Source organism: Stutzerimonas stutzeri (assembly GCF_009789555.1).
Classification (GTDB): Bacteria; Pseudomonadota; Gammaproteobacteria; order Pseudomonadales; family Pseudomonadaceae; genus Stutzerimonas; species Stutzerimonas stutzeri_R.
The window spans coordinates 2,580,159-2,607,074 of record NZ_CP046902.1 but is presented as its reverse complement, the minus strand read 5'-3'; the positions used below and the strand labels follow the sequence as shown (position 1 = coordinate 2,607,074).

26 protein-coding genes are annotated in these 26,916 nt (G+C 62.0%); 8 read left to right on the top strand and 18 right to left on the bottom strand.

Features of this window, described 5'->3' with window-relative positions; genetic code table 11:
* Window positions 1–57: 57 nt before the first annotated feature.
* The 5 genes from mtnC to aroC all read right to left on the bottom strand — a co-directional run bounded on the left by mtnC (window position 58) and on the right by aroC (window position 4,320).
* Window positions 58–741, bottom strand: coding sequence for an acireductone synthase (gene mtnC, locus GQA94_RS12120; RefSeq protein WP_158188260.1), 684 nt, complete (start codon window positions 739–741; stop codon window positions 58–60).
* Window positions 742–743: 2 nt separating this feature from the next.
* Entirely contained in the window at window positions 744–1,289 is a 546-nt protein-coding gene (locus GQA94_RS12115; protein WP_158188259.1) for a 1,2-dihydroxy-3-keto-5-methylthiopentene dioxygenase, read from the bottom strand.
* An 83-nt stretch (window positions 1,290–1,372) separates the two neighbouring features.
* On the bottom strand, window positions 1,373–1,993 hold the full coding sequence (locus GQA94_RS12110; protein WP_158188258.1) for a methylthioribulose 1-phosphate dehydratase: 621 nt from the start codon (window positions 1,991–1,993) through the stop codon (window positions 1,373–1,375).
* Window positions 1,990–3,141 (bottom strand): MFS transporter, encoded by a 1,152-nt coding sequence (locus GQA94_RS12105; protein ID WP_158188257.1) that lies wholly within the window; start codon window positions 3,139–3,141, stop codon window positions 1,990–1,992. Before GQA94_RS12105 ends, GQA94_RS12110 begins: the two co-directional genes overlap by 4 nt.
* Before the next feature lie 87 nt (window positions 3,142–3,228).
* Window positions 3,229–4,320, bottom strand: coding sequence for a chorismate synthase (aroC, locus tag GQA94_RS12100; RefSeq protein ID WP_158188256.1), 1,092 nt, complete (start codon window positions 4,318–4,320; stop codon window positions 3,229–3,231).
* A gap of 157 nt (window positions 4,321–4,477) precedes the next feature.
* On the opposite strand from aroC, the gene GQA94_RS12095 reads away from it, so the two are divergent.
* Complete coding sequence (locus GQA94_RS12095; RefSeq protein ID WP_158188255.1) at window positions 4,478–5,443, top strand: alpha/beta hydrolase family protein; 966 nt, start codon at window positions 4,478–4,480, stop codon at window positions 5,441–5,443.
* Between the two features lie 62 nt (window positions 5,444–5,505).
* Window positions 5,506–6,294: a hypothetical protein gene (locus GQA94_RS12090; protein ID WP_158188254.1), complete on the top strand. Its 789-nt coding sequence runs from the start codon at window positions 5,506–5,508 to the stop codon at window positions 6,292–6,294.
* A 39-nt stretch (window positions 6,295–6,333) separates the two neighbouring features.
* Here the strand turns inward: GQA94_RS12090 and prmB are convergent, their stop codons facing one another.
* Window positions 6,334–7,254, bottom strand: a complete 921-nt coding sequence (gene prmB / locus GQA94_RS12085) for a 50S ribosomal protein L3 N(5)-glutamine methyltransferase (protein WP_158188253.1) — start codon at window positions 7,252–7,254, stop codon at window positions 6,334–6,336.
* Between the two features lie 188 nt (window positions 7,255–7,442).
* Here prmB and GQA94_RS12080 point away from each other — a divergent pair, with 188 nt between their 5' ends.
* The 4 genes from GQA94_RS12080 to folE all read left to right on the top strand — a co-directional run bounded on the left by GQA94_RS12080 (window position 7,443) and on the right by folE (window position 9,746).
* A complete protein-coding gene (locus GQA94_RS12080; RefSeq protein WP_158188252.1) occupies window positions 7,443–8,036 on the top strand; it encodes a cysteine hydrolase family protein in 594 nt (197 codons plus the stop codon).
* Between the two features lie 83 nt (window positions 8,037–8,119).
* Entirely contained in the window at window positions 8,120–8,437 is a 318-nt protein-coding gene (locus GQA94_RS12075; protein WP_158188251.1) for a hypothetical protein, read from the top strand.
* A gap of 93 nt (window positions 8,438–8,530) precedes the next feature.
* Window positions 8,531–9,088, top strand: a complete 558-nt coding sequence (locus GQA94_RS12070; protein WP_158188250.1) for a Smr/MutS family protein — start codon at window positions 8,531–8,533, stop codon at window positions 9,086–9,088.
* Window positions 9,089–9,200: 112 nt separating this feature from the next.
* Window positions 9,201–9,746 carry a GTP cyclohydrolase I FolE gene (gene folE, locus GQA94_RS12065; RefSeq protein ID WP_158188249.1) on the top strand — a complete coding sequence of 182 codons (546 nt, stop codon included), beginning with the start codon at window positions 9,201–9,203 and terminating at the stop codon, window positions 9,744–9,746.
* Window positions 9,747–9,801: 55 nt separating this feature from the next.
* On the opposite strand, the gene GQA94_RS12060 is transcribed toward folE, so the two are convergent.
* Both GQA94_RS12060 and GQA94_RS12055 read right to left on the bottom strand, forming a co-directional pair.
* On the bottom strand, window positions 9,802–10,419 hold the full coding sequence (locus GQA94_RS12060) for a glutathione S-transferase family protein (RefSeq protein ID WP_158188248.1): 618 nt from the start codon (window positions 10,417–10,419) through the stop codon (window positions 9,802–9,804).
* 38 nt (window positions 10,420–10,457) lie between these two features.
* Window positions 10,458–11,624: a PLP-dependent aminotransferase family protein gene (locus GQA94_RS12055; RefSeq protein ID WP_158188247.1), complete on the bottom strand. Its 1,167-nt coding sequence runs from the start codon at window positions 11,622–11,624 to the stop codon at window positions 10,458–10,460.
* A gap of 80 nt (window positions 11,625–11,704) precedes the next feature.
* Here GQA94_RS12055 and GQA94_RS12050 point away from each other — a divergent pair, with 80 nt between their 5' ends.
* Complete coding sequence (locus tag GQA94_RS12050; RefSeq protein ID WP_158188246.1) at window positions 11,705–12,148, top strand: MarR family winged helix-turn-helix transcriptional regulator; 444 nt, start codon at window positions 11,705–11,707, stop codon at window positions 12,146–12,148.
* Between the two features lie 93 nt (window positions 12,149–12,241).
* On the opposite strand, the gene rpsA is transcribed toward GQA94_RS12050, so the two are convergent.
* The 10 genes from rpsA to GQA94_RS12000 form a co-directional block, all read right to left on the bottom strand.
* On the bottom strand, window positions 12,242–13,927 hold the full coding sequence (rpsA, locus tag GQA94_RS12045) for a 30S ribosomal protein S1 (protein WP_158188245.1): 1,686 nt from the start codon (window positions 13,925–13,927) through the stop codon (window positions 12,242–12,244).
* 174 nt (window positions 13,928–14,101) lie between these two features.
* On the bottom strand, window positions 14,102–14,788 hold the full coding sequence (cmk, locus tag GQA94_RS12040; RefSeq protein ID WP_158188244.1) for a (d)CMP kinase: 687 nt from the start codon (window positions 14,786–14,788) through the stop codon (window positions 14,102–14,104).
* Window positions 14,785–17,001, bottom strand: coding sequence for a bifunctional prephenate dehydrogenase/3-phosphoshikimate 1-carboxyvinyltransferase (locus GQA94_RS12035; protein WP_158190092.1), 2,217 nt, complete (start codon window positions 16,999–17,001; stop codon window positions 14,785–14,787). The genes cmk and GQA94_RS12035 overlap by 4 nt, the downstream gene beginning before the upstream one ends.
* 26 nt (window positions 17,002–17,027) lie before the next feature.
* Window positions 17,028–18,137, bottom strand: a complete 1,110-nt coding sequence (gene hisC / locus GQA94_RS12030; protein WP_158188243.1) for a histidinol-phosphate transaminase — start codon at window positions 18,135–18,137, stop codon at window positions 17,028–17,030.
* Between the two features lie 107 nt (window positions 18,138–18,244).
* Window positions 18,245–19,342, bottom strand: coding sequence for a prephenate dehydratase (pheA, locus tag GQA94_RS12025; protein WP_158188242.1), 1,098 nt, complete (start codon window positions 19,340–19,342; stop codon window positions 18,245–18,247).
* Window positions 19,342–20,427: a 3-phosphoserine/phosphohydroxythreonine transaminase gene (serC, locus tag GQA94_RS12020; protein WP_158188241.1), complete on the bottom strand. Its 1,086-nt coding sequence runs from the start codon at window positions 20,425–20,427 to the stop codon at window positions 19,342–19,344. The genes pheA and serC overlap by 1 nt, the downstream gene beginning before the upstream one ends.
* 144 nt (window positions 20,428–20,571) lie before the next feature.
* Window positions 20,572–23,379 carry a DNA gyrase subunit A gene (gene gyrA, locus GQA94_RS12015; protein WP_158188240.1) on the bottom strand — a complete coding sequence of 936 codons (2,808 nt, stop codon included), beginning with the start codon at window positions 23,377–23,379 and terminating at the stop codon, window positions 20,572–20,574.
* Between the two features lie 111 nt (window positions 23,380–23,490).
* The gene (gene mtnA, locus GQA94_RS12010; protein ID WP_158188239.1) at window positions 23,491–24,567 is read right to left on the bottom strand and encodes an S-methyl-5-thioribose-1-phosphate isomerase; all 1,077 of its coding nucleotides are present in this window, start codon (window positions 24,565–24,567) and stop codon (window positions 23,491–23,493) included.
* Window positions 24,568–24,807: 240 nt separating this feature from the next.
* Window positions 24,808–25,449 (bottom strand): peroxiredoxin, encoded by a 642-nt coding sequence (locus GQA94_RS12005; RefSeq protein WP_158188238.1) that lies wholly within the window; start codon window positions 25,447–25,449, stop codon window positions 24,808–24,810.
* A 72-nt stretch (window positions 25,450–25,521) separates the two neighbouring features.
* Entirely contained in the window at window positions 25,522–26,103 is a 582-nt protein-coding gene (locus GQA94_RS12000; protein ID WP_158188237.1) for an RBBP9/YdeN family alpha/beta hydrolase, read from the bottom strand.
* A 194-nt stretch (window positions 26,104–26,297) separates the two neighbouring features.
* Here GQA94_RS12000 and imuA point away from each other — a divergent pair, with 194 nt between their 5' ends.
* Window positions 26,298–26,915 carry a translesion DNA synthesis-associated protein ImuA gene (gene imuA, locus GQA94_RS11995; protein ID WP_158188236.1) on the top strand — a complete coding sequence of 206 codons (618 nt, stop codon included), beginning with the start codon at window positions 26,298–26,300 and terminating at the stop codon, window positions 26,913–26,915.
* The last annotated feature ends 1 nt before the right edge of the window (window position 26,916 follow it).

Below are 26,916 nucleotides of genomic sequence, written 5' to 3'. Positions count from 1 at the left end.
ACGGTGAGTTCGTAATTAGGATGCCTGGGCGGTTTGAGGGTTCAGTAGGCGGTCCGCTCAGTACCCGGCAGGGTCGATGGCCGCGAAGCTGTCGACCACCGTATGCCCCGGCAGCTCACCGCCGTCACGCGCCAGTCCGCAGGTGTGCATGCCGGCCGCGCGTGCGGCATCGAGTTCCTCCACGACATCGGACAGAAACAGAATTTCGGCGGCGGGCAGGCCGATCGAGGCGGCGATCCGCACATAGGATTCAGCCTCACGCTTGTGCCCGCTGCCCGTGTCGAAATAGCCGCAGAACAGTGGCGTCAGGTCGCCCACCTCGGCACAGCCAAAGATCAGCTTCTGCGCCTGGACGGACCCGGACGAATACACATACAGCGCGTACCCCTGATCGTGCCAGCGGCGCAACGCCTGCACCGCGTCCGGGTACACGTGGCCCTTGAGCTGGCCGGCACGATAACCTTGCGCCCAGACCATGCCTTGCAGGGCCTTCAGAGGGGTGGCCTTGCGGTCGGCGGCGATCCAGTCCAGGAGAATCTCGACGACGCGTTCGATATCCGCATCCGGCTCACCGCTTTCGCGACGCACCGCCGCAATCTGCTCCGCCACTTCGGCTTCGTCCCCGTGGTCGCGTACGAACGCCGGCAAATGCGCCCGCGCGAAGGGGAACAGCACGTCGAAGACGAAGCTCACCGCGCTGGTGGTGCCCTCGATGTCGGTGACAATGGCTTTGATCGGCATCGTCAATCCTCCAGCCTCGGGAAGCGCGCGGCGATGTCTTCACCGGTGAATTGCGCGACCCAGCCCTCAGGGTTGTTGAACAGACGAATGGCCACGAAGTAAGGGTTTTCGCCCATGTCGAACCAGTGCCGGGTTCCGGCGGGCACCGAAATCAGGTCGTTCTTTTCACAGAGCACCGCGTATACCTTGTCCTCGACGTGCAGTGTGAACAGCCCGCGACCGGCGACGAAGAAGCGCACCTCGTCCTCGGCATGACGGTGCTCCTCAAGAAACTTGGCGCGCAGTTCGGCCTTCTGTGGGTGATCGCGGGTCAGGCTGATGACATCGACCGTGACGTAGCCGCGCTCCTTCATCAGCCGGTCGATCTGCGGGCGATAGGCAGCAATCACCTCCTGCGGGTCAGCGCCGGCACCGATGGGGGCACTGGCCTCCCACCGTTCGAGATGCACACCCACCTCGGCCAGTGTGGCGGCGATGTCGTCGACATGGGTGAGGACCTTGAGTGGCTGCTCGGGAATGCTGTCCTGATAAACGCTGAGGATGCTCATATTGATGTCTCCGGCCGGGATGGCTGCCCCGGTCCTTATCGGTTGTTCGGGCACGCGCTGCGTGCGGTGAAAGCGGTGCGAGGTCAGACCCGCTGCAATGAGCGCATCTTCAGCTCGCACTCGAACAGGAACTCGAATGCCTCGATCTGGCGAAGCGCATCGCTCATCTGGGCGCCCCAGGTATACAGGCCGTGGCCGCGAATCAGATAGCCGACGCAATCGGGATGCTCATCGAGCCAGGGCTGGACCCGTGAGGCGAGCCGACTGATATCCTGGTCGTTGTCGAAAATCGGCACCAGGACCTGGGATTCATGGGTCGAAATGCCGCCCAAGGCCTTCTGCAGTTCATAGTCGGCAAACACCAGCGAATCGCTCAGGCAGAGGCGCGACAGGACGGTGGCATTGACCGAATGGGTGTGCAGCACCGCGCCAATTTCCGGTTTCCAGCGATACAACTGCGTGTGCAGCAGCGTTTCGGCCGACGGCTTCTTGCCCGCTTCCAGACTGCGACCGTCCATGTCGACCGCCAGCAGATCATCCATCGTCAGTTGGCCCTTGTGCTTGCCGGATACGGTCAGCAGGGCTTCGCCGCGCGTCAGCCGCGCCGAATAGTTGCTGCTGGTCGCCGGCGACCAGCCGCGACCATAGAGGAAACGGCCCGCGTCGATGATGGCCTGCGACAAGTGTTCACGATTGGCGGTCATGCCGGGTTCTCCTGCTTGGGGATGGCAATGATAACGGCTGCGGCCAGCGCCGCCAGACTCGCGATGGCGAAGGTCCATAGCGGGCCAAGGCTGGCCCAGCTGTAGCCAGAGTAAAGCGCACCCAGCGCCCCACCGATGCCAGCCAGCGTCGCATACAGCGCCTGCCCCTGCCCTTGCTGGCGATGGCCGAAGCTGCGCTGGACGAAATGAATCGCCGCCGCATGAAAACTGCCGAATGTCGCGGCATGCATCAACTGCGCGACCAGCAGCACGCCAAGGTGATCGGCCAGCGTGCCCAGCAGCAGCCAGCGTATCGCCGCCAACACGAAACTCGCCGCCAGGACCTGGCGCAACGAAAAGCGCGCCAACAGCCTGGCCATCACCAGGAACACCAGGATCTCGGCAATCACACCCAGCGCCCACAGGAGGCCGATGGTGCCGCGACCATATCCGAGCGCTTCGAGATGAATGCTGAAGAAGGTGTAGTAAGGCCCATGACTGACCTGCATCAGCCCAACACAGGCGAAGAACGCCAGTACGCCAGGGCGGCATAGTTGACGGAGGAAGCCGCCCTGCCCGGCCGTCTCCGGTCGCTGCTCGGGTACCGCATTGGGCACCCAGGCACTGCTGATGAGAATGCCGATCATGACGGCCATGACCGCCACGGGGTAGATATCCAGGCTCAGCCGGTCGAACAGTGCGCCAAGCCCCACCACCGCGACAATGAACCCGACACTGCCCCACAGGCGAATCTGGCTGTAGCGAGACGCCTGCCCCCGCAGGTGAGCCAGGGTGATGACTTCGAATTGCGGCAGCACGGCATGCCAGAAGAACGCATGCAGCGCCATCACCAGGGCGAGCCAGGCGTAGCTTTTACCGTAGAAGATCAAACTGAACGAAAGCAGCGTGCAAAGCGCGCCAACGCGGACGATTAGCAGCCGCCGCCCCGTGACATCGCCCAGCCAACCCCACAGGTTCGGCGCCAGGCAGCGCATCAGCATGGGGATGGCGACCAGTTCACCGATTCGCTCGGCGCTGAAGCCAAGGTGGTCGAAATACAGGCCGAGGAACGGCGCGGTGGAACCGAGCAACGCGAAGTAGAAAAAATAAAAGCCGGACAGGCGCCAGTACGGCAGAGCAGTCGTCATACGCCTGGCGCCATGAGCGGGAAGCAACGGCTGCCGCCGCGTCGAGCGCGCGGCGCTTCTGTCGGCTTCAATCTGCCAGCTTCACGCTCATAGTTGCCTCAACACCGGCGTGGCCACCTGCACGTCGGCATTCTGGCCACGATGGCGCAGCAGATGATCCAGCAACACGATGGCCATCATCGCCTCGGCAATCGGCGTGGCCCGGATACCAACGCAGGGGTCGTGACGACCCTTGGTGACCACCTCGACCGGCTGGCCAGCGACATCGATCGAGCGACCCGGCGTGGTGATGCTGGAGGTTGGCTTGAGCGCCAGATGGGCGATGATCGGCTGACCGGAGGAGATGCCACCCAGCACGCCACCTGCATTGTTCGACAGGAAGCCGGCCGGCGTCATTTCATCGCGGTGCTCGGTGCCGCGCTGGCTAACACTGGCGAAACCGGCACCGATCTCCACGCCTTTGACTGCGTTGATACTCATCAGGGCATGCGCAAGGTCCGCGTCCAGGCGATCGAAGATGGGCTCGCCGAGACCGGGCGGTACGCCTTCGGCGACCACGGTGACTTTCGCACCGACCGAATCCTGGTCGCGACGCAACTGGTCCATGTACGCCTCCAGCTCCGGCACCTTGTCCGGATCGGGGCTGAAGAACGCGTTCTGTTCAACGCTGTCCCAGGTCTTGAACGGGATTTCGATCGGCCCCAACTGGCTCATGTAGCCGCGCACCTGAATGCCCAGCGTCGCCAGGTATTTCTTGGCGATGGCACCTGCCGCAACGCGCATGGCCGTTTCGCGCGCCGAGCTGCGTCCGCCACCACGATAGTCGCGCAAGCCATACTTGTGATGGTAGCTGTAGTCAGCATGAGCGGGACGAAACTGATCCTTGATCGCCGAGTAATCCTTGGACTTCTGGTCGGTATTGCGAATCAGCAACCCAATCGGGCAACCGGTGGTGCGCCCCTCGAATACGCCGGAAAGGATTTCCACCTCGTCTGCTTCCTGACGCTGGGTGGTATGCCGGCTGGTGCCGGGCTTGCGTCGGTCGAGGTCCCGCTGCAGGTCTGCGGCGGACAGCTCCAGCCCCGGCGGACAACCATCGACGATGGCGACCAGCGCCGGACCATGGCTCTCGCCAGCGGTGGTAACGGTGAACAGCTTGCCGTATGTGTTGCCGGACATGCAGGGCGCTCCGCGATCGACCTAAACAAAGGGCCGAAAGTATACCCGAGCCGCCACCGGTTTCACTGCCCTATGGTGACAGCGCATACTGCGGACAAGCGAACCAATCGGCTCGCTGTGCATCCAACCCGCTCCGCCGATGGCTGACTTCCCGCCCATGCGTTTGTTCTTACTCTTTGCATTTGTTGCCATGTTTGCCACCCACAGCCAGGCCCAGACGCTGCTGAACCAGACGATGACCGTGCCGGTACCCGGAGGTTATCTGCACGGCACGCTGCTCCTGCCTAAAAGCGCCGAACCGTTGCCGGTGGCACTGATAATCGCAGGATCGGGCCCGACCGACCGCAACGGCAACAACCCCATGGGCCGCAACGACAGCCTCAAGCGATTGGCACAAGCGCTTGCCAGACGCGGCATCGCCAGTCTCCGCTATGACAAGCGCGGGGTTGGCCGCAGCCTGGCGACGTCGCCGGACGAGCGTCAACTGAGCGTGGAGGGTTACGTGGCCGATGCCGTGGCCTGGGTGCGGCTGCTGAAAGCCGACCCGCGCTTCTCCAAAGTGGTGCTGATCGGCCACAGCGAGGGCGCCTTGATCGCCAGCCTGACCGCGCCGCTCGTTGAGCCGGCCGCGTTGATCAGCATTGCTGGGAGCGGTCGCCCTATCGATCTGCTCCTGCGCGAACAGCTCCAGGGCCGGCTGCCCCCGCCGTTGCTGGCGACCGCCCATTATCTGATCGATGAACTCAAGGCGGGACGCACCCATGAACCGGTTCCGGAGGCATTGCAGGTGCTGTTTCGCCCAAGCGTGCAGCCTTATTTGATCTCACTGTTCGCCCAGGACCCTGCACAAGCATTCGCCAATGCGCGCGCGCCCGCGCTGATCGTCCAGGGTACCCACGATATCCAGGTCGAGCGCGACGATGCGCTCGCCTTGCAGCGCGCCAGGGAGGACGCGGAACTGGCGCTGATAACCAGGATGAATCATGTGCTGCGCATCGCTGCAATGGACCGTGCCACGCAGACGGCCAGCTACAACCAGCCCGAGCTGCCCATCGCCCATGAGCTGACGGAACGGATCGCCCGCTTCCTGAAGGATCATGGCATATTGCCAGCCTCCAGTTAACCGTCCATCGGCCGATACGCCTGTTGAACGCCGCAATGATTCGCGCGGCCCAGGACGCTGACATGACCGAGAGTTCACCATCACCCCAGGACAACGAGGCCCAAGCGCCCACGACACCACAGCCGCATCCATGGGCGGCGCTGGTCCCGGATCGCTTTCGGCTGCTGCGCCTGTCAGGGCTGCCAACCGACCGTGAGACCGGCCCACGGCCGCTCAGGTTCGTCGAACTGGCGCAGGTCGAGCGGCACACGCCGCAGCAGAGCCTGCTGAGGCTCATCGTGCGGCTGCCGGGCCAGATCGTGTCCAACAAGCACAACGTACTGGAAATCTGGGCGGATCATCGCGCCAAGGAAGTGCGCTTCGGTCCCGATTCGGGGCTGCGCGTGGAGCCGGTCAACCGTGGCCTTGGGCGCTTCCTGCTGGCACAGGGCGCGCTCTGGGCACAAAAGCGCTGGGCGCACTACCTGGTCGAAGGGCGCGCGCTTCCGGCCAGGGACATCACCAGCAATGACATGCGTTTGCGACGGGACCATTGTCTGCTGAGCCAGGGCCTGGATGTCCTCTATCCAGAGCCTCAACAGCTCAAGGCAACCTATGGCGCGCCTCGGGTCAGTGCGCTGCGCCCCGACTGGAACACCGAGAAGGTGCAGATCATCGAGCTCAAGGACGCCGCGGCGATGCTCGAACAAGCCGATCAGAATCTATTGATGCAGGAAAACACGATTCGCGACATGCAGGAGCGCCTGAACAGGTTTCGCCGCGAAGACGGCGGGCTCAGGTTCACCATCGCCTGCCTCATCGCGTTCGCGCTGTTCCAGGCGGGGCTGCTGATCTGGATCGCGACCCGCTGATCACGCCGGCGCCGCCTCACGGTCAGCGCCGGCTGTGCATCAGCGTTCGAGCCGCTCGCGAAACAGCGCCTGGTGTTCCCGACACTGGTTCGCGGCGAGCAGGAACACCCCATGGCCACCGTCGGTGAAGTCCAGCCAGGTGAAATCCACTTCCGGATAAAGCGCTTCCACGTGCACCTGGCTGTTGCCGACCTCGATGACCAGCGTGCCGGTTTCGGTCAGGTGATCGGCAGCCTCGGCCAGCATTCGGCGCACCAGGTCCAGGCCATCATCGCCGCACGCCAACCCCAACGCCGGCTCATGGTGATACTCATCGGGCATGTCGGCGAAATCCTCCGCGTCCACGTACGGCGGGTTCGAGACGATCAGGTCGAAGCGCTGCCTGGGCAGGCCGTCGAAGCCATCGCTCTGAACCGTATAGACCCGGTCCTCCAATCCGTGCTGTTCGATGTTGCGGTTAGCCACTTCGAGCGCCTCGAAGGACAGATCCGCCAGCACCACTTGGGCATCGAGAAACTCATAGGCGCAGGCGATACCGATGCAGCCGGAGCCGGTGCACAGGTCAAGGATCCGCGCGGGGCTCTGCGCCAACCAGGGTTCGAAACGGCGCTCGATCAGTTGTCCGATCGGTGAACGTGGGATCAGCACGCGCTCATCGACAATGAACGGCAGTCCGCAGAACCATGCCTGCCCGAGCAGATAGGCGGTAGGCACGCGCTCCTCGATCCGTCGGCGCAGCAAGCCCTGCAAGTGTTCGCGCTCATCGTCCTCCAGACGGCAATCGAGATAGCTGTCCGCCATTTCCCACGGCAAGTGCAGCGCACCGAGCACCAATTGACGCGCCTCATCCCAGGCGTTGTCCGTGCCGTGGCCGAAATACAGTTGCTCGGCATGGAAGCGGCTGACCGCCCAGCGGATGTGGTCACGCAAGGTGCGCAAGCGGGAAAGCGAAGCGGTCACAAGGCATCTCCTGTCAAAAGCGCGAAAGTTTAGCCGATGGCCGAGCGAGTTTCTCAGCGTTATGCGGAGAAGGTAGTGGCCTATTGCCTGTTATCTTCGATTCAGATGGCGAATTCATTACCTTGGGCTGTTCACATATCGTTCAACTGGCGCCACAATCATGCCCCTCTCAAAACAAGGAGTCAGTCATGTCCAAGCCACAGACCATGCTTCAGCTCAGTGGCCGTAGTTATGCACCGGCGACTCTGGCTAACGCGACCCTGGTGGTCATCGACGTTCAGGAAGAATATCGGACAGGCACACTGGCTCTGCCGAATCTGAACGCGGCGCTCGAGCAAATCCGCACGTTGCTGGCCGCTGCCCGCGCGGCTGGCGCTCCCGTCGTACACGTTCATCACCTGGGCATTCCCGGCGGCCTCTTCGATCCGCAAGGCCTGCGCGGACAGATCATGCCGGAGGCGGCTCCGCTTCCCGGCGAAACCGTGATTGGCAAAACGCTCCCCAACGCTTTCGCGGGTACCCAACTGCACGAATTACTGCAGCAGCACGGCCGTCTCGACCTCATCGTCTGCGGCTTCATGACCCATTCCAGCGTAAGCACCACGGTTCGCGCTGCGAAAGACTATGGCTATCGCTGCACCCTCGTTGACAAGGCCTGCGCGACGCGCGACCTGCCGATGGGAGACGGCGCGATCGAGGCGGCGCAAGTGCACCGCATGGAGATGACCATCCTTGCCGACAACTTCGCCGTCTGCGTGGCCGATGCCAGCGCATTGGCGTAGCCTTCAAGCCGTAACGCGTTACCTGGCAATGAATGAACCTGACCGGCCCCGTCCCGGTCATAGCCAGTTCTGACGAGGTAACCATGAAACGATCCGATGGATTCGATGCGCGCCGCCTGCGCCCTCGCCAACAGCGCAGTTGGGGTGCGCGCCTCGGCTCAGCGCTCGGTCTGCTGCTGATCCTCTTCGGCATACTGCTGGGCGGCGCTGGCGCGGCCGCTCTGTTCGGCCCCCAGGAAGCCATTGCGCGCATGGCGCTCGATCGCGAGGCTGCCGTGACGCTGCTGGTGGTCGGCCTGGTCCTGTGGTTGCTCGGCTTGCTCATCCGGCGTCGCGTGCGCCGTCGCTTACGTGAGCCTGGCGGGCTGAGCCTGTCTCCCCGCCTGAAAAACAAGCGGTGATCGCACGGCAACCGCCGCGTGCCTGCACTGGTTCAGCGAAGCGATCGATCGGTGGAACTTTGGGGTAAAATTGCCGGCAACTGCGGAGGCCCCATGCAAGAAGATGATTTTTCCCTGTTCAAGTCGGCTGTTCGTGGCGTCAAGCCGATCGAGCACGACCGCGCCGACACCGGCAAACCGCGCAGTAACAAGGCGCAGATCGCCACGCGGCGAGCCAATGCCGTCATCCGTGATGACCAGACCCGTATCGATGGCCTGTCAGATCAGTTCGTCATCGATGTTGCCGCAGAAGATGAACTGTACTGGGCACGCGACGGTGTCCAGGACAGCCAGATGCGCAAACTGAAAGCCGGCCAGATCCCCTTCGAAGGCAGCCTGGATCTACATGGCCTGAGCGTTGAGAAAGCGCGCGAGTTGCTCTGGGACTTTCTCGCCGAAGCCTGCAGGTTCGAAATCCGATGTGTGCGGGTAACCCATGGCAAGGCCGCCAGAATCGACGGCAAGCGGCCGCTGATCAAAAGCCACGTCAATACCTGGCTACGCCAACATACGCAGGTACTGGGCTTCACCTCCTGCTTGCCGAGGCATGGCGGTACCGGCGCGGTATACGTGATCCTCAAGCGGACCATGCTGGAGGGACGCGACGAGTAGCGTCACGTCCGACGCTCGATCCGCTCATTCATGCCGCATGCTGCTTGCAGCCCGGCCGCCGACCCCCTAACCTTCGCATTCGCGCTTTTTCGCAAGCCTGACAGGTAGTCACATGTCCCTGGAAACACATTACACCGCGATCCTCGGCCAACTGGGTGAGGACGTTAACCGCGAGGGCCTGCTCGATACGCCCAAGCGCGCCGCCAAAGCCATGCAGTACCTGTGCAAGGGCTACCAGCAGACGCTCGAGGAAGTCACCAACGGTGCGCTGTTCAGCTCCGACAACAGCGAAATGGTATTGGTGAAGAACATCGAGCTGTATTCATTGTGCGAACACCATATGCTTCCGTTCATTGGCAAGGCTCACGTCGCTTACCTGCCGAACGGCAAGGTGCTCGGCCTTTCCAAAGTCGCTCGTATCGTCGACATGTACGCTCGCAGACTGCAGATCCAGGAAAATCTTACCCGCGAGATCGCCGAGGCAATCCAGCAGGTCACCGGCGCCTGGGGCGTGGCTGTCGTCATTGAAGCCCAGCACATGTGCATGATGATGCGCGGCGTCGAGAAGCAGAACTCGTCGATGGTCACCTCGGTCATGCTCGGCCAGTTCCGCGAAAACGCCGCCACCCGCAGCGAGTTCCTCGGCCTGGTCCGGTAACCGACCGGCTGGGCGCTCCCGCGCGCGGCCGGCCATTGCCAAGCGCATCGCCGCGCTACGCTTCCGCTTTCCCGTCGAACATACCCACATGCCGTGGATGCCCGGCGACACGCTGCAACCACGCACGGATCGCAGGATACCCGTCCAGCCGGAAGCCGCCCTCCTCGGCTACATGCGTATAGGCATACAGCGCAACGTCCGCAATCGAGTATTGGTCATCGACGAGATAGGGCGTGCGCAGCAACTGCTGCTCCATGACATCCAGTGCGTGATAACCGTCCAATTGCTTGGCCGCATATTCACCCAGGCGATCATCGGGCAAGCCCAGGTAGACCTTGATGAATCGCGCCACGGCAATGAACGGCTCATGGCTGTACTGCTCGAAGAACTGCCACTGCAGAACCTGCGTGCGCAACCGCGGGCTCGACGGGAGAAACTCGGAGCCCTCGGCGAGAAAGTTGAGGATGGCGTTCGACTCCCATAGACAGGTGCCATCGTCCAGTTCGAGCACCGGGATTTTGCCGTTGGGATTCTTTTTCAGGAACGCCTCTTCACGGCTCTCGCCGCGAAGAATATCCACCGGCACCCACTGGTAGTCCCGCCCAAGCAGATGCAGCATCAGCTTGACCTTGTAGCAGTTGCCGGACCGGTAATCACCGTAAACCTTGTACATATCCTCCCCCCTGCGGCACCGCAAGCACCGGCATTTCGTTATGCCGCCTCGACCACGTGTGATTCGCGTATCACATTCGCCAAGCGCCGCACGCCTTCGCTCAGGCGCTCCGGCGCAACGTGGCTGAAATTGAGCCGCAGGTACCCCAGATTCTGCTCGGGATCGACAAAGAACGGCTCTCCGGGCATGAACACCACGTTCTCTGCCAGGGCGGGCTTGAGCAGGGTTCGCGTATCCACCGGGTGTTTGAGCTGCAACCAGAAGAACAGCCCGCCCTGGGGAAGCTGCCAATCAGCCAGGTCGCCAAAATACGCTTGCAACGCGTCCTGCATCGCATCACGGCGCAACCGGTAAAAGCGGCGCAGCTCGCTCAGGTGAGCATGGTACTGCTCGCTTCCCAGCCATTGCAGTGCCTGCCATTGGCCAATACGGTTGGTGTGCAGATCGGCCGATTGCTTGAGCCGCAGCAAATAAGGGAAAAGATCGGGTGTTGCGATCAGGTAACCCACCCGCAGGCCCGGCAACAAGGTCTTGGACACCGTACCGGTGTATATCCAGCTCGCCTTGCGCATGCGGCTGACAATGGGTCGGGCACTGCCTTCGTCGAACACCAGCTCGCGATAGGGCTCATCTTCGATCAGGGTGACGTTGAACTCATCGAGCAGCGCCGCGACCGCGTCGCGTTTCTCTTCGCTATAGCGCACGGCCGATGGATTCTGGAAGGTTGGAATGAGGTAAGCGAATGCCGGCTTATGCTGTTCCAATCGCTGACGCAACGCCTCCAGCGACGGACCATCGGCCTCCTGCGGCACGGCGAGACAATCAGCACCGAACAGTTGGAAAACCTGTAGCGCCGCCAGATAGGTCGGCGCCTCGAGCAAGACCTCGGTGCCACGGTCGATAAACAGCTTCGAGGCAAGGTCCAGGGTCTGCTGGGACCCACTGACGATAAGCACCTGACTGGCCGTGCAATCAACGCCGAGCGCACGTGCTTGTGCGGCGATGACCTCACGCAAGGCCGGCTCTCCTTCGCTCATGCCGTACTGCCCCATGCTCACCGGCATCTGCGCCCACTCCACCTTCGGCAGCATCGACTCGGCTGGCAATCCTCCAGCAAACGACATCACCTCGGGACGCTGCGCAGCGGCGAGAATTTCACGGATCAGCGAGCTTTTCAGGCGGTCGACGCGTTCGGAGAAGGCCATTGGGGTACCGGATGCAGGAGGGAATAAAATGAGTCAAACTACTTGACCAAAATTACGCCCAAGATCGCGAATACGTCAATATGCCTGACCTAAAAAAAAGCACAATTCAGCGCCAGATCATGGAGAGTTTCTTTCTCGGTTATCAGGCCTTCACGGCCAAACCGGATGAAATGCTCGCTCGCCGGGGACTTTCCCGCGTGCATCACCGCATCCTGTTCTTTATCGCAGGTTATCCAGACCTCAGCGTCAAAGAGCTGCTCAACTACCTGGGCGTAAGCAAGCAGGCACTGAACATACCGCTGCGCCAACTGATCGAAATGCACCTGGTGGAAAGCCGGACGGCCGAGGATGACAAGCGCAAGCGGATGCTGCGCTTCACCCCTGAGGGCGCCAAGCTCGAGCAGGCGCTCAGACGGGAGCAAGTGCGCCTGCTCGAACGCGCATTCAAACAGGTAGGCGACGAAGCCGTGGCGGGCTGGCTGGCCGTGAACCAGGCACTGGCGTCCGGCACACATCGAGATTGAGGCGTGCAGCAGGCGCTGGCCGCAAGGCGCACCGCCGAAAAGCGGGCACAAAAAAGGGCGACCGAAGTCGCCCTTTTTAATGGATCGCAGAACTTAGTTCTGGTTTTCCATTTGCGCACGGATCAGATCACCAATGGTGGTCGGACCGGCAGCAGGTTCTACGTCCTGCTTGGTACGCAGTTCCTTCATCGCGTCTTTCTCGTCCTCAACGTCTTTCGACTTGATGGACAGGCTGATGACGCGGCTCTTGCGGTCGATGCTGATGATCTTGGCTTCGACTTCTTCGCCTTCCTTCAGGACGTTACGCGCGTCTTCAACGCGGTCACGGCTGATTTCGGAGGCTTTCAGCGTAGCTTCGATATCGTTACCCAGATCGATGATGGCGCCTTTGGCGTCAACTTCTTTCACGATACCGCGAACGATGCTGCCCTTGTCATTGACGGAGGCGTAGTTGGAGAACGGATCGTCTTCCAGCTGCTTGATGCCCAGGGAGATGCGCTCACGCTCCGGATCGACCGACAGAATGACGGTGTCCAGCTCGTCGCCCTTCTTGAAGCGACGCACGGCTTCTTCACCGGCTTCGTTCCAGGAAATGTCGGACAGGTGAACCAGGCCGTCGATGCCGCCGTCCAGACCAATGAAGATACCGAAATCGGTGATCGACTTGATGGTGCCGGAGATACGGTCGCCCTTGTTGAACTGGCCAGAGAAGTCTTCCCATGGGTTGGACTTGCACTGCTTGATGCCGAGGGAGATACGACGACGCTCTTCGTCGATGTCCAGCACCATGACTTCCACTTCGTCGCCGACCTGAACGACCTTCGACGGGTGGATGTTCTTGTTGGTCCAATCCATTTCGGAAACGTGTACCAGACCTTCGACGCCCTCTTCCAGCTCGGCGAAGCAGCCGTAGTCGGTGAGGTTGGTGACGCGGGCCATGACGCGGGTGTTTTCCGGGTAACGGGCCTTGATGGCAACCCATGGGTCTTCACCCAGCTGCTTCAGACCCAGGGATACGCGGTTACGCTCGCGGTCGAACTTCAGCACCTTGACGTCGATCTCATCGCCAACGTTGACGATTTCCGACGGATGCTTGATGCGCTTCCAGGCCATGTCGGTGATGTGCAGCAGGCCGTCCACGCCGCCCAGGTCGACGAATGCGCCGTAGTCGGTGAGGTTCTTGACGATACCCTTGACCTGCTGGCCTTCCTGCAGCGATTCCAGCAGCGCTTCGCGCTCGGCGCTGTTCTCGGCTTCCAGGACGCTACGACGGGAAACGACAACGTTGTTGCGCTTCTGGTCGAGCTTGATGACCTTGAACTCGAGTTCCTTGCCTTCCAGGTGAGTGGTATCACGCACTGGACGGACATCAACCAGGGAACCTGGCAGGAACGCACGGATGCCGTTAACGTCGACCGTGAAGCCGCCCTTAACCTTACCGTTGATAACGCCCTTGACCACTTCCTCAGCTGCGAAAGCCGCTTCCAGAACAATCCAGCACTCTGCACGCTTGGCTTTTTCGCGGGACAGCTTGGTTTCACCGAAGCCATCTTCAACCGCGTCCAGCGCAACGTGAACTTCGTCACCCACGCTGATGGTCAGCTCGCCCTGCTCGTTGTAGAACTGCTCGACCGGGATGACGCCCTCGGATTTCAGACCGGCATGAACAGTGACCCAGTCACCGTCGATGTCGACCACGATGCCGGTGATGATCGCACCCGGCTGCATGTCGAGGGTTTTCAGGCTTTCTTCAAAAAGTTCTGCAAAGCTTTCGCTCATGTTTATTCCTGCTGTTTTCGGACGAGGATCCGCCCAATCTCCACATCCCAGATAGAAGTGGGTTCATTCATATAAAAAAAGGCCTGCGGGACGAGATCTGGACTCCCACATGCCTCCTTGTTAACAGCCTCCCGGTTTCGAGAAGCCGTCGGGCCGCCTCTCGGCGGTCGCTCTTCAGGCGAAATCGCGCTTGGCGACTTCACTCAGAATCTGTCCTAGCACCTGCTCGATGGAAAGATCGGTGGAATCCATCTCGACCGCATCGTCTGCCGGTTTCAGCGGAGCCACTTCACGCTGGGTATCACGCTCGTCGCGCGCCCGTATCTCATCGAGAAGACTCGCGAGATTAACATCATCACCCTTGTCCTTCAACTGCAGGAAGCGGCGACGGGCTCTTTCCTCCGCGCTGGCGGTCAGGAAAATCTTCAGGGATGCGTCGGGGAACACCACGGTTCCCATGTCTCGCCCGTCAGCGACCAGCCCGGGCGGTTCGCGGAACGCCTTCTGCCGCTGCAACAATGCATCGCGCACCACCGGCAATGCGGCGACCTGCGAGGCACCGGCGCCGACCTGCTCGTTACGGATCGCGTGGGTTACGTCCTCGCCCTCGAGAATGATCTGCATCCCCTGCCCGCCCTTGGCGGCGCCGAACTGGACATCCAGATGAGCGGCCAGGAGCTTGAGCGCTTCCTCGTTGGTCAGGTCGACCCCATGGTTGCGTGCGGCAAAGGCGAGCAAACGGTACAGCGCGCCGGAATCGAGGAAGTTCCATCCCAGCTTCGCCGCCAGTAGCGCCGCCACAGTGCCCTTGCCGGAGCCGCTCGGGCCATCGATGGTGATGACCGGGACCTGCCTGATCATGAATTATCCTCCACACCTACACGCATTCCGGCCCGTTCGGCCAGGGCAAGGAAGTTCGGGAACGAAGTGGCAACGTTGGCGCAATCATGGATACGGATCGGTGCACCGGCCCGAAGCGCGGCAACACTGAAGGACATCGCGATCCGGTGATCGCCGTGCGCCCAGACTTCGCCACCACCGATCGGGCCGCCACCTTCGATGATAATCCCATCCGGCGTCGGCGTGGCCTTCACACCCAGCGTTTGCAGACCATCGGCCATCACCTGAATACGATCGGACTCCTTGACGCGCAACTCCTCCGCCCCGCGCAAGGTAGTCCGACCGTCGGCACAGGCGGCAGCCACGAACAGCACGGGGAATTCGTCGATGGCGAGCGGAACCAGATCTTCCGGAATATCGATACCCCGCAGCGATGCTGCCCGCACGCGAATGTCGGCCACCGGCTCGCCACCTACTTCACGCAGGTTGGTCAGTTCGATGTTGGCGCCCATCAGCTTGAGGATATCGATGACGCCGGTACGGGTCGGGTTGATGCCGACATGTTCGAGGATAATCTCGGAGCCTGGCGCGATGCTGGCTGCGACCATGAAGAACGCGGCAGATGAAATATCGGCTGGCACCTCGATGTGGGTCGAACGCAACGTGTGGCCGGACTCGACCGTCGCGGTATTGTCCCGCACCTGCACCGGATAACCGAAGCCGCGCAGCATCCGCTCGGTGTGGTCCCGCGTCGGCGCCGGCTCGGTGACCGAAGTCTTTTCAGCGGCATACAGGCCAGCCAGGAGCAGACAGGATTTGACCTGCGCGCTGGCCATGGGCATTTCGTAATGCATGCCCGACAGCTTCTGGCCTCCGCGAATCGTCAGCGGTGGGCGACCTTCGGCGGCGGTCTCGATCACGGCGCCCATTTCCCGCAGGGGCTTGGCTACCCGATTCATCGGCCGTTTCGACAGCGAGGCATCGCCGGTCAACGTCGTATCGAAAGGTTGCGCCGCCAGCAGGCCGGACAACAGGCGCATCGACGTACCGGAGTTCCCGAGATAGATCGGCCCCGGCGGTGGCTTCAAGCCGCGCAGGCCGACACCGTGCACCGTAACGCGCCCCTGGTTGGGCCCTTCGATGACCACGCCCATGTCACGGAATGCCTGGATGGTCGCGAGGGCATCTTCGCCCTCGAGGAAGCCTTCCACCTCGGTGGTGCCTTCGGCAAGCGAACCGAGCATGATCGAACGGTGGGAAATGGATTTGTCGCCTGGCACACGCAGGTGACCGCTGAGGCTGCCGCCAGGATTGGCAAGGAAGATCAGATCTTTGGAATGCATAACGTCCACGTAGGCTCTGCGAGCCAGTATTTTGCTGAAATGTTCCCGGGCAGCCTTGGCGCGTGTAAAAACGCCCAACAACCTGTGCCCGTCTCCTTCATCGACCGCCGCGCGTAGTGCGTCGAGGTCGGCGCGAAAATCGTCCAGCGTATGCAGCACCGCTTCACGGTTGGCGAGAAAGATGTCGTGCCACATCACCGGATCGCTGCCGGCAATACGGGTGAAATCGCGAAACCCGCCCGCTGCATAACGGAATATCTCAAGGTTTTCGTTACGCTTGGCCAGCGAATCCACCAGCCCGAATGCCAGCAGATGAGGAAGATGGCTGGTCGCCGCAAGCACTTCATCGTGGTGCTGTACGTCCATGTGCTCGACATCGGCCCCCAATGCGCGCCACAGCCTGTCGACGAGCTGGAGCGCGGCCGGATCGGTGTCGTCCAGCGGGGTCAGGATCACCTTGTGCCGCCGGAAAAGCGTGCTTTGGGCAGCCGTGACGCCACTCTGTTCCGAGCCGGCTATCGGATGGCCGGGCACGAATCGCGGCGGCATCCGGCCGAACAGTTCACGGGCGCGGCGCACCACATCGCCCTTGGCGCTTCCGACATCCGTCAGTACGGCGTTGCCGAGATCGAGGGTGGCGAGTTCCGCCAGCAAGCGTTCCGTTGCCAGGATCGGAACGGCAAGCTGAATGACCTCCGCACCCTGGCACGCCTCAGCGAGGTTGGCGCAGCAGCGATCCACTACCCCGAGCTCGACGGCCAGTTCGCGCGAGCGTGGGTCCAGATCGAAGCCGACGACCTCCTCGCACAAACCGGCTTCACGCAGCCCTTTGGCAAACGATCCGCCGATCAGGCCCAGGCCGATGACGACCAGACGACCGACCTTCGGCATATCGGAGCGTGGCGTGGCGTTTCGGCTCAAGACTGGAGCACCTTGCCAAGCACGTCGAGAAAGCGCGCGTTCTCCGCCTCGGTGCCGATGGAAACCCGCAGGAAGGTTGGCATTCCGTAGCCTGCGATCGGCCGTACGATGATGCCTTGGCTTAGCAGCGCCTGGTTGATCGGTGCCGCGTCGCGGCCGAAATCGACGGCGATGAAATTGCCCCTCGAGGGAATCCAGTCCAGACCCAGCGCCTTGAAGCCGGCCTCGAGCTGAAGCATGCCGGCCGCGTTGCAAGCCCGGCTTTCGGTCAGATAGCGCTCGTCATCGAGCGCTGCGCAAGCTGCTGCAAGCGCCAGGCTGTTGACATTGAACGGTTGGCGCACGCGATTGAGCACATCGGCAATCCGAGGCGAGCAGATGGCGTAGCCCACTCGCAACGCAGCCAGTCCGTAGGCCTTGGAGAAGGTCCGCGAAACCAGGAGGTTGGGGTGCGAGGCCAGGAACGCCACGCCGTCGGGCAGTTCGCCACCGGTGGCGTACTCGATATAGGCCTCATCAAGCACTACCAGAACCTGCTCGGGAACGCTGGCGAGGAATGTGCCCAGCGCGTCGGCAGCGAACCAGGTGCCCGTGGGGTTGTTGGGGTTGGCGAGGAACACGACACGAGTCCGTTCATCGATAGCCGCCAGCATGGCATCCAGGTCGTGCCCCCATTGCCGGGCAGGCACGGCCTTCGCTTGCGCGCCGACCGCCTGGGTTGCGATCGGATATACGGCGAACGCATGTTCACTGAAGACCGCGTTGAGACCGGGCGCCAGATAGGCACGCGCAACCAGTTCGAGGATATCGTTGGAACCGTTGCCAAGCGTCACCTGGTCGACGTCGACGTCGTATCGCTCCGCCAGCTTATGTTTCAGCACGAAACCGTTGCCATCGGGATAGCGGGTCAGTTCGTCGAGCTGCGCCTTGATCGCCGCGATGGCTTTGGGACTGGGGCCCAGCGGGTTCTCGTTGCTGGCCAGCTTGACGATGGTAGCTGGATCCAGATCGAGTTCGCGGGCCAGTTCGTCTACCGGCTTGCCCGGCACATACGGCGAAAGCTTTTGCACGCCTGGCTGAGCCAAGGCAAGGAAATCACAGCTCATTTTTCAGCTCCGCTGAAGCTGAAAGCCAGCACACGGTGGCTGGCGCTTGAAGCAATCGCATTGCTCTGGGCTTCCAGCTTCCGGCTCCCGGCTTTCAGCGGCTTTTTTTAGAGGACCGCCTTCGGGTATGAACCCAGCACCTTCAATGCCACTGCTTCACGGCCGATCTTCTCCAGCACGTCCCTGATCAGCGGATCCTGGTGATGGCCGATGCAGTCGATGAAGAACACATAGGTCCATTTGCCGCTGCGCGAGGGGCGGGTTTCGATGCGTGTGAGATCGATGCCATTGGAATGGAACGGCATCAGCAGCTCATGCAACGCGCCCGGCTTGTTGCGCATGGAGACGATGATCGAGGTCTTGTCGTCGCCGGTGGGCGGCACTTCCTGGCTGCCGATGATGAGGAAGCGCGTGGAGTTATCCGGGCGGTCTTCGATCTTTTCGGCAATTTTGCTCAGACCGTAAAGCTGAGCCGCCATGTCGCCCGCAATCGCAGCGGAATTCCATTCGCTCTTGACGCGTTTGGCCGCGTCGGCGTTGCTCGACACCGCGACGCGCTCGACGCTCGGATAATGCGCGTCAAGCCACTTGCGACACTGCGCCAGTGATTGCGCGTGGGAATAGATGCGGGTGATGCGGTCGGTTTTGGTCGTCTCGCCAACCAACAGGTGATGATGAATCCGCAACTCCACTTCACCGCAAATGACGATGTCATGTTCGAGGAAGCTATCGAGCGTATGGTTGACCGCGCCCTCGGTGGAGTTTTCCACCGGGACCACGCCAAAATTAACCGCACCGGCCACGACTTCGCGAAAGACTTCATCGATCGCCGCCATCGGCTTGCTGATCACGGCCTGACCGAAATGCTTCAGCGCCGCCGCCTGTGAGAAGGTGCCTTCCGGGCCGAGATAAGCGACCCGCAGGGGCTGCTCCAGCGCCAGGCAGGAGGACATGATTTCACGGAACAGCCGCGCCATCTCCTCGTTATCCAACGGCCCCTTGTTCAGCTCCATGATGTGCTTGAGCACCCAGGCTTCGCGCTCTGGACGATAGAACACCGCCTCCTCGCCCTCAGCCAGCGAGGCGGTTTTCACTCGCGCCACGTCCTGGGCGCAACGGGCACGCTCGCTGATCAGCTCGAGAATCTTCTCGTCGAGACTGTCGATGCGAACACGCAGCGCCTTCAGCCGGTCGACATCGCTCATCAGCCGTGCTCCTTCTCGAACTCGCGCATGTAGGCGACCAGGGCCTCGACAGCGTCCAGACCGACCGCGTTGTAGATGGAAGCACGCATGCCGCCCACCGAACGATGGCCTTTGAGATTGAGCAGTCCGCGTGCATCGGCCCCGGCCAGGAACGTCTTGTCCAACTGCTCGTCGGCTAGCCTGAACGGCACGTTCATCCAGGAGCGGGCATTATGGGCGATGGGGTTGGAATAGAAGTCGCTGGCGTCGATCACACCATAAAGCAGCTCCTTCTTGGCACGATTGCGATGCTCCATCGCCTCGACACCGCCCTGCTCCTTCAGCCACTCGAACACCAGGCCTGAGAGGTACCAGGAAAAGGTCGCCGGCGTGTTGTACATGGAGCCATTGTCCGCGGCGATCTTGTAATCGAGCATGGTCGGGCAGCTGGAACGCGCACGACCCAGCAGGTCCTCGCGAACGATGACGACCACCAGCCCCGACGGGCCGATGTTCTTCTGCGCGCCCGCATAGATCAGGCCGAAGCGGGACACATCCAACGGCCGGGAGAGAATGTCCGAGGACATGTCGACCACCAGCGGCGTATCACCCAGCTCCGGCACCCAGTCGAACTGCAGCCCGCCGATGGTTTCGTTGCTGGCGTAGTGCAGATAGGCCGCATTGTCGCTGAGGGCCCACTCGTTCTGCCCCGGGATCGCGAAGTAGTCGTAAGGCTTGGCACTGGCCGCGACATTGATATGGCCAAAACGCTTGGCCTCCTCGATGCTCTTGCGCGACCAGATGCCCGTGTCGACGTAATCGGCAACGCCCCCCTCGGGCAGCAGGTTCAGCGGGATCTCGGCGAACTGCTGGCTGGCGCCGCCCTGCAGGAACAGCACCTTGTAGTTCGACGGGATGCTCAGCAGGTCACGAAGGTCCTGCTCGGCCTTTTCGGCGATGGCCGTGTATTCGTCGCTGCGATGGCTCATTTCCATCACCGACAGGCCTCGACCTTGCCAATCCAGGAGTTCGGCCTGGGCGCGCTGCAGCACGGCTTCAGGGAGCGCGGCTGGACCTGCACAGAAGTTAAAGGCGCGTTTGCTCATCTTCGTTCTCTCAAAAACGGTCGATACCATGCTCGCTCCGCCCGTCGCCAAGGCGCTCAGGTCCAGCGCTTGCAATCCCTTCACCCGCAGCGGGTTCCGTTCGATACGGACATGCGAAGCCTGAGGCTTCGCATGTCGTCCGAATCAGTTTTCGTCGTCGGTAGGCACTACGTCGGGCGGAACGTCTCCGCCCCCGCCGAGCAGCTCGTCCTCGCTGGGTTCGGTGCTGACAACCGGCATTTCCTTGTCCAGCGCCTCATCATCCAGAACCGCCTCGATGTCTTCCAGGACATCTTCCTCGGAAGGCTCCTGAACCCTTTCGAGGCCCACCAGATGCTCGTTCTTGCCCAGTTTGATCAGCGTCACACCCTGGGTATTACGACCCAGCGACGACACTTCATCGACACGGGTACGAACCAACGTGCCCTGATCGGAAATCAGCATGATTTCCTCGCCCTGCTGCACCTGAACGGCACCGACCAGCGGGCCGTTGCGCTCGTTGGTCACCATGGCGATGACGCCCTGGCCACCACGCCCGCGGCGCGGGAACTCATCGATCACCGTGCGCTTGCCATAGCCATTGAGGCTGGCGGTAAGAATCTGCGCGTCGGGCTCGGGAATCAGCATGGAAATCAAACGCTGCCCTTCGGGCAGACGCATGCCACGAACGCCGCGGGCGGTACGCCCCATGGTGCGCACGTGCTTTTCCTTGAAACGGATGACCTTGCCACCGTCGGAGAACAACATGACTTCGCGGGCGCCGTCGGTAACCGCGGCGGCGATCAGGGTGTCGCCCTCTTCCAGGCCGAGCGCGATCAGGCCGACGCTGCGTGGACGGCTGAATTGCGAAAGCGGCGTCTTCTTCACGGTGCCCTTGGCGGTCGCCATGAAGATGTAGGTGCCGGTCGGCTCGTCTACCGACTCGTCGGACTCTTCGCCTTCGAGCGACTCGTCCACCTCATCGGCTTCACCGATGATTTCCGCATCTTCGACATCATCCTCGCCGTTGAGCTGCTGCTGACGCGCCGCCTCGATGTCGACCTGCAGCATGGCAGTGATGTGCTCGCCTTCGGAAAGCGGCAGCAGGTTGACCAGCGGGCGACCGCGCGATGTGCGCGACGCTTCGGGAATCTCGTAGGTCTTGAGCCAGTACACCTTGCCTTTGCTGGAGAACAGCAACAGCGTCGTGTGGCTGTTGGCGACCAGCAGATGCTCGACGTAGTCCTCTTCCTTGACTCCGGTAGCCGCTTTTCCGCGACCGCCGCGACGCTGGGCCTGATAGGCCGCCAGCGGCTGCGACTTGGCATAGCCACCATGGGAAATGGTGACGACGCGCTCTTCTTCGGTGATCAGGTCCGCCAGGGTCAGGTCCAGGCGCGCCTCGAGGATTTCGGTACGACGGGCATCGCCGAAGTCGCGCTTGACGCCTTCGAGCTCCTCGCGAATGACTTCCATCAGGCGCACCGGGTTGGTCAGGATGCGGATCAACTCGCCAATCTGGGTGAGGATTTCCTGATATTCGCTGAGCAGCTTTTCATGCTCGAGCCCCGTCAGGCGATGCAGGCGCAGATCGAGAATGGCCTGCGCCTGTTCCGGGGACAGGTAGTATTTGCCGTCGCGCAGCCCGTATTGAGGATCGAGCCCTTCGGGGCGGCAGGAATCGGCTCCGGCACGCTCGACCATCGATTCGACGGCGCTGGATTCCCAGGCTTCGGCGATCAGCGCTTCCTTCGCTTCGGCCGGGGTCGGCGAGGCCTTGATCAAGGCGATCACCGGATCGATGTTGGACAGCGCAACCGCCTGGCCTTCGAGGATGTGCCCACGCTCTCGCGCTTTGCGCAGCTCGTAGACGGTCCGGCGGGTCACGACTTCGCGGCGATGGCGAACGAAGGCTTCAAGCAGTTCCTTCAGGTTCAGCGTGCGCGGCTGCCCATCGATGAGCGCTACCACGTTGATGCCGAACACGCTCTGCAGCTGGGTCTGGGCGTACAGATTGTTGAGGATGACCTCCGGCACTTCGCCGCGACGCAGTTCGATCACCACGCGCATGCCGTCCTTGTCCGACTCGTCACGCAGCTCGGTGATGCCTTCGAGCTTCTTCTCCTTGACCAGCTCGGCGATCTTCTCGATCAGTCGGGCCTTGTTCAGCTGGTAAGGCAACTCGGTGATCACGATCTGCTGACGACCACCGACCTTGTCGATGTCTTCGATGATCGAGCGCGCCCGCATATAGATGCGTCCGCGACCGGTGCGGTAAGCCTCGACGATACCGGCACGACCGTTGATGATGCCGGCCGTGGGGAAATCGGGACCCGGAATGAACTGCATCAGCTCATCGATGGTGATATCCGCGTTCTCGATCAGCGCCAGGCAGCCGTCGATGACTTCGCCCAGGTTATGCGGCGGGATATTGGTCGCCATGCCCACGGCGATGCCGCTGGAGCCGTTGACCAGCAGGTTCGGGATCTTGGTCGGCATGACCGCCGGAATCTGCTCGGTGCCATCATAGTTGGGCACCCAGTCGACGGTTTCCTTGTCCAGATCGGCCAGCAGTTCGTGAGCCAGCTTGGCCATCCGCACTTCGGTGTAACGCATGGCCGCGGCATTGTCGCCATCGACCGAACCGAAGTTGCCCTGGCCGTCGACCAGCATGTAGCGCAACGAGAACGGCTGCGCCATTCGCACGATGGTGTCGTATACCGCCGAGTCGCCGTGAGGATGGTATTTACCGATCACGTCACCGACCACACGGGCGGATTTCTTGTATGGCTTGTTCCAGTCGTTGCCCAGCTCGCTCATGGCATATAGCACACGGCGGTGAACGGGCTTCAATCCGTCGCGCGCATCCGGCAGCGCCCGCCCGACGATCACGCTCATCGCGTAATCGAGGTAGGACTGCTTGAGTTCGTCTTCGATATTGACCGGGAGGATTTCTTTGGCCAGTTCGCCCATGGAAGCCTGGTTCCTTATAGTCAGCAGGGTCCTGCGATTAAGCGCGGGATGGTATCACAGCTGGCGAGCCGGAGGCTCCAGCAAGCACATCCAGGAAGCCTTGAGCCGGGTTCAATGAAGTCGCTTGCGGCTCATCAGGGCGGTGAGTTTGGCGGCGTTCGGTCGCTCGACGACGCCTTTTTCGGTCACGATCGCATCGATGAGGTCTGCCGGCGTTACATCGAACACCGGATTGAACGCATCGACTTGTGCCGCGAACCGTTGGCCATGGACTTCCAGCAACTCGCTGCCGGCACGTTCTTCGATGGGAATGTCGTCGCCGGTTTCCAACTCCATGTCGATGGTGGAACTGGGCGCCACGACCATGAACCGCACGCCATGGTGCATCGCGAGGACCGCAAGCTGATAGGTCCCGATCTTGTTGGCGACATCGCCATTGGCAGTAATCCGGTCAGCGCCGACGATGACCCAGGTGATGCCGCGCGTCTTCATCAGATGCGCCGCCGCCGAATCGGCATTCAGCGTGACCGGCACGCCTTCGCCGGCAAGCTCCCAGGCAGTCAGCCGCGACCCTTGCAACCAGGGCCGCGTCTCGTCGGCGTAAACGCACTCCACGAGCCCTTCCAGATGCGCCGCCCGTATCACCCCGAGCGCCGTGCCGAAACCACCGGTGGCCAACGCGCCGGTGTTGCAGTGCGTGAGCAGATTCTGCCGATTGCCCTGGTGCTTGCGAATCAGGTCGACGCCGAACTGCGCCATGGTCAGGTTCGCCTCGCGGTCGCTGCCATGGATGGAGGCAGCCTGGGCCTCGGCGGCTGTCAGCGGATCTTCATCCGGCTTCAGGCGCTCGAGCCGCTCGCGCATCTGATTCAGGGCCCAGAACAGATTGACGGCGGTCGGGCGCGAACCGGCCAGGATCTCGAAGTCGGCTTCCAGGGCTGCGCGCCAGTCCCCGCCTTCGGCGAGGCGGGCCCTGAGCCCCAGAACCAGCCCGTACGCGGCGCTGATCCCGATCGCCGGAGCGCCACGCACGACCATCTCGCGGATGGCCGTGGCAACAGCGGCAGCGGAATCGTAGGTGTGCCATACCTCTTCAAGCGGCAGTTTGCGCTGGTCGAGCAAGCGCAACTGCCCGTCCTGCCACTCGATAGCCTTTACCTTTTCCGCGGCCAACAAGCGTTCGCGCATGGCAATCCTCTCTATTCTCACTGACACCTCTGACTCTCAGGGGCGGAACCGATCCGTTCACGCATGACGCACTGGCACACGAAAAAGCCCGGTCGTTTCCGAACCGGGCTTCAGCATTCGATAAGGGTCATGCGCAGTGATGAACACTCGCGCCCCATACCCGGGCGCGAATCCTAATCGACAGATTTTTCCAGCACAAGCAAAGGTCACCGGGGCGGTCGACAGGTGCGAAGTGATGCACTATCCGCGATTGGGCTGCGGGGTGAGGCGCAAATAGGGTTTCACCGCGCGATAGCCCTTGGGGAAGCGTTGCTTGAGCTCCTCCTCGTCCTTGAGCGAGGGCACGATGACCACTTCGTCGCCGTCCTGCCAGTTGGCCGGGGTCGCGACCTTATGGTTGTCGGTCAGTTGCAGCGAATCGATCACGCGCAGGATCTCGTTGAAATTCCGCCCCGTGCTCGCCGGGTAGGTAATGGTCAGGCGTACCTTCTTGTTCGGATCGATGACGAACAATGAGCGCACCGTCAGGGTGTCATTGGCGTTGGGGTGGATCAGGTCGTACAGCTCGGACACCTTGCGATCGCCGTCAGCCAGGATCGGGAAGTTGACCCGGGTGTTCTGGGTCTCGTTGATGTCATCGATCCACTTCACGTGCGAATCGACAGGGTCCACCGACAGCGCAATGGCCTTGACGTCGCGCTTGGCGAACTCGTCCTTCAGCTTGGCGGTGAAGCCCAGCTCGGTGGTGCAGACCGGCGTGAAATCAGCGGGATGGGAAAACAACACGCCCCAGCTGTCGCCGAGCCATTCATGAAAACGGATGCGCCCTTCGCTGGAGTCCTGCTCGAAGTCGGGTGCGATGTCGCCGAGACGGATACTCATGTCTTGCTCCTCATGCGGTTGCTGCTGATGGCGGCCACGTTGGAGCGGCCGGGTCCTGGTGGTGACGATGCCTCAGGCTGTCTTGCGGGCCTGTTCGGCGATGCGATTCTGCAGGCGGTACAGGTAGGCGAAACCCTGCTCCCAACGGGTGTGCCCCGACTGGACATTGATATGGCCGGCCCCTGAGAGGATGACGGTGTCACTGCCCCAATCCAGGCCCAGCTCGATGGCCCGACCCGCTGTCGCGGCAGCATCGTTGTCGGAACCGATCAGCAGACTGGGAAACGGCAGCCTCTGGCGCGCAATCGGCGCGAAATCCCGCAGGGCCTCCGGGCAGCCGTCACGCTGCACATCAGCCGGTGCCACCAGCAGCGCGCCACGAATCCGCCGCACCATGTCGACCGGAGCTTGCGCGGCCCAGTGTGCGACGGTGATGCAGCCCAGGCTGTGGGCGATAAGAATGACCGGGGACGTGCTCTGTGCGATACGGCGTTCCAGTTCGGCAACCCACTGCTCGCGATGAGGGCTCGACCAATCGGCCTGTTCTGTCCTGGCGCTATTGGGCAGGCTGCGCTGCCAATGGCTTTGCCAGTGATTGTCAGGCGAGCCGTGCCAGCCCGGCACTACCAGATAATGGATCGATTCGCTGCGCATCGCGGTGCCTCCGGAGTGATGGAAGCCAGTCTAGCCAGAAGCGTTGAAAACAATAAAAGAATAAGAATTCATTTAGTTATAACCAAAATAAAAAGACTGGGTTTTACGAAGACGCGTTTCATCGGCCCAGCTTGACCGGCATATTGGCCAGGCCGAATACTGTATTGATATACAGTAGTACGGAATACTCCGCCATGACATCCGTGGTCGCACTCAACCATCTAATCGACGCGCGCCGTCTGTGGCGCGGCCAGACCAAACCCGTATCGTCCAGCACGCAACCTACCGGATGTGCCGCGCTGGATGCTGCACTGCCGGGCGGCGGCTGGCCGGAATCGGCGCTGAGCGAGATTCTCGTCGACCACCCGGGTATTGGAGAATTGAGCCTGCTCTGGCCGACCCTGGCACGGCTGACCATGGCCAATGAGCGCGTGGTGCTGGTGGCGCCGCCTCATGTGCCTTATCCCCAGGCCTGGCTGGCTGCCGGTATCGACCTGCGACAGCTGACGATCATCGACACACAGGGCCGCGATGCCCTGTGGGCCACCGAGCAATGCCTGCGTTCGGGCAGCTGTGGGGCGGTGCTGTGCTGGCCGCAGCACGCCGATGACCGCGCCCTGCGACGCCTGCAGGTCGCCGCCGAGACCGGCCAGACACTGGCCTTCGCCTACCGTTCACTGCGCGAGGCCGTCAATCCGTCACCGGCGGCACTGCGCCTGGCGGTCGAAGCCCAGCCGGCCCAGTTGCGAGTGCTCAAGTGTCGTGGCGGCCTGGCTTCGCCCCAGCCGATCCCTGCCACGGCATGGCATTGAA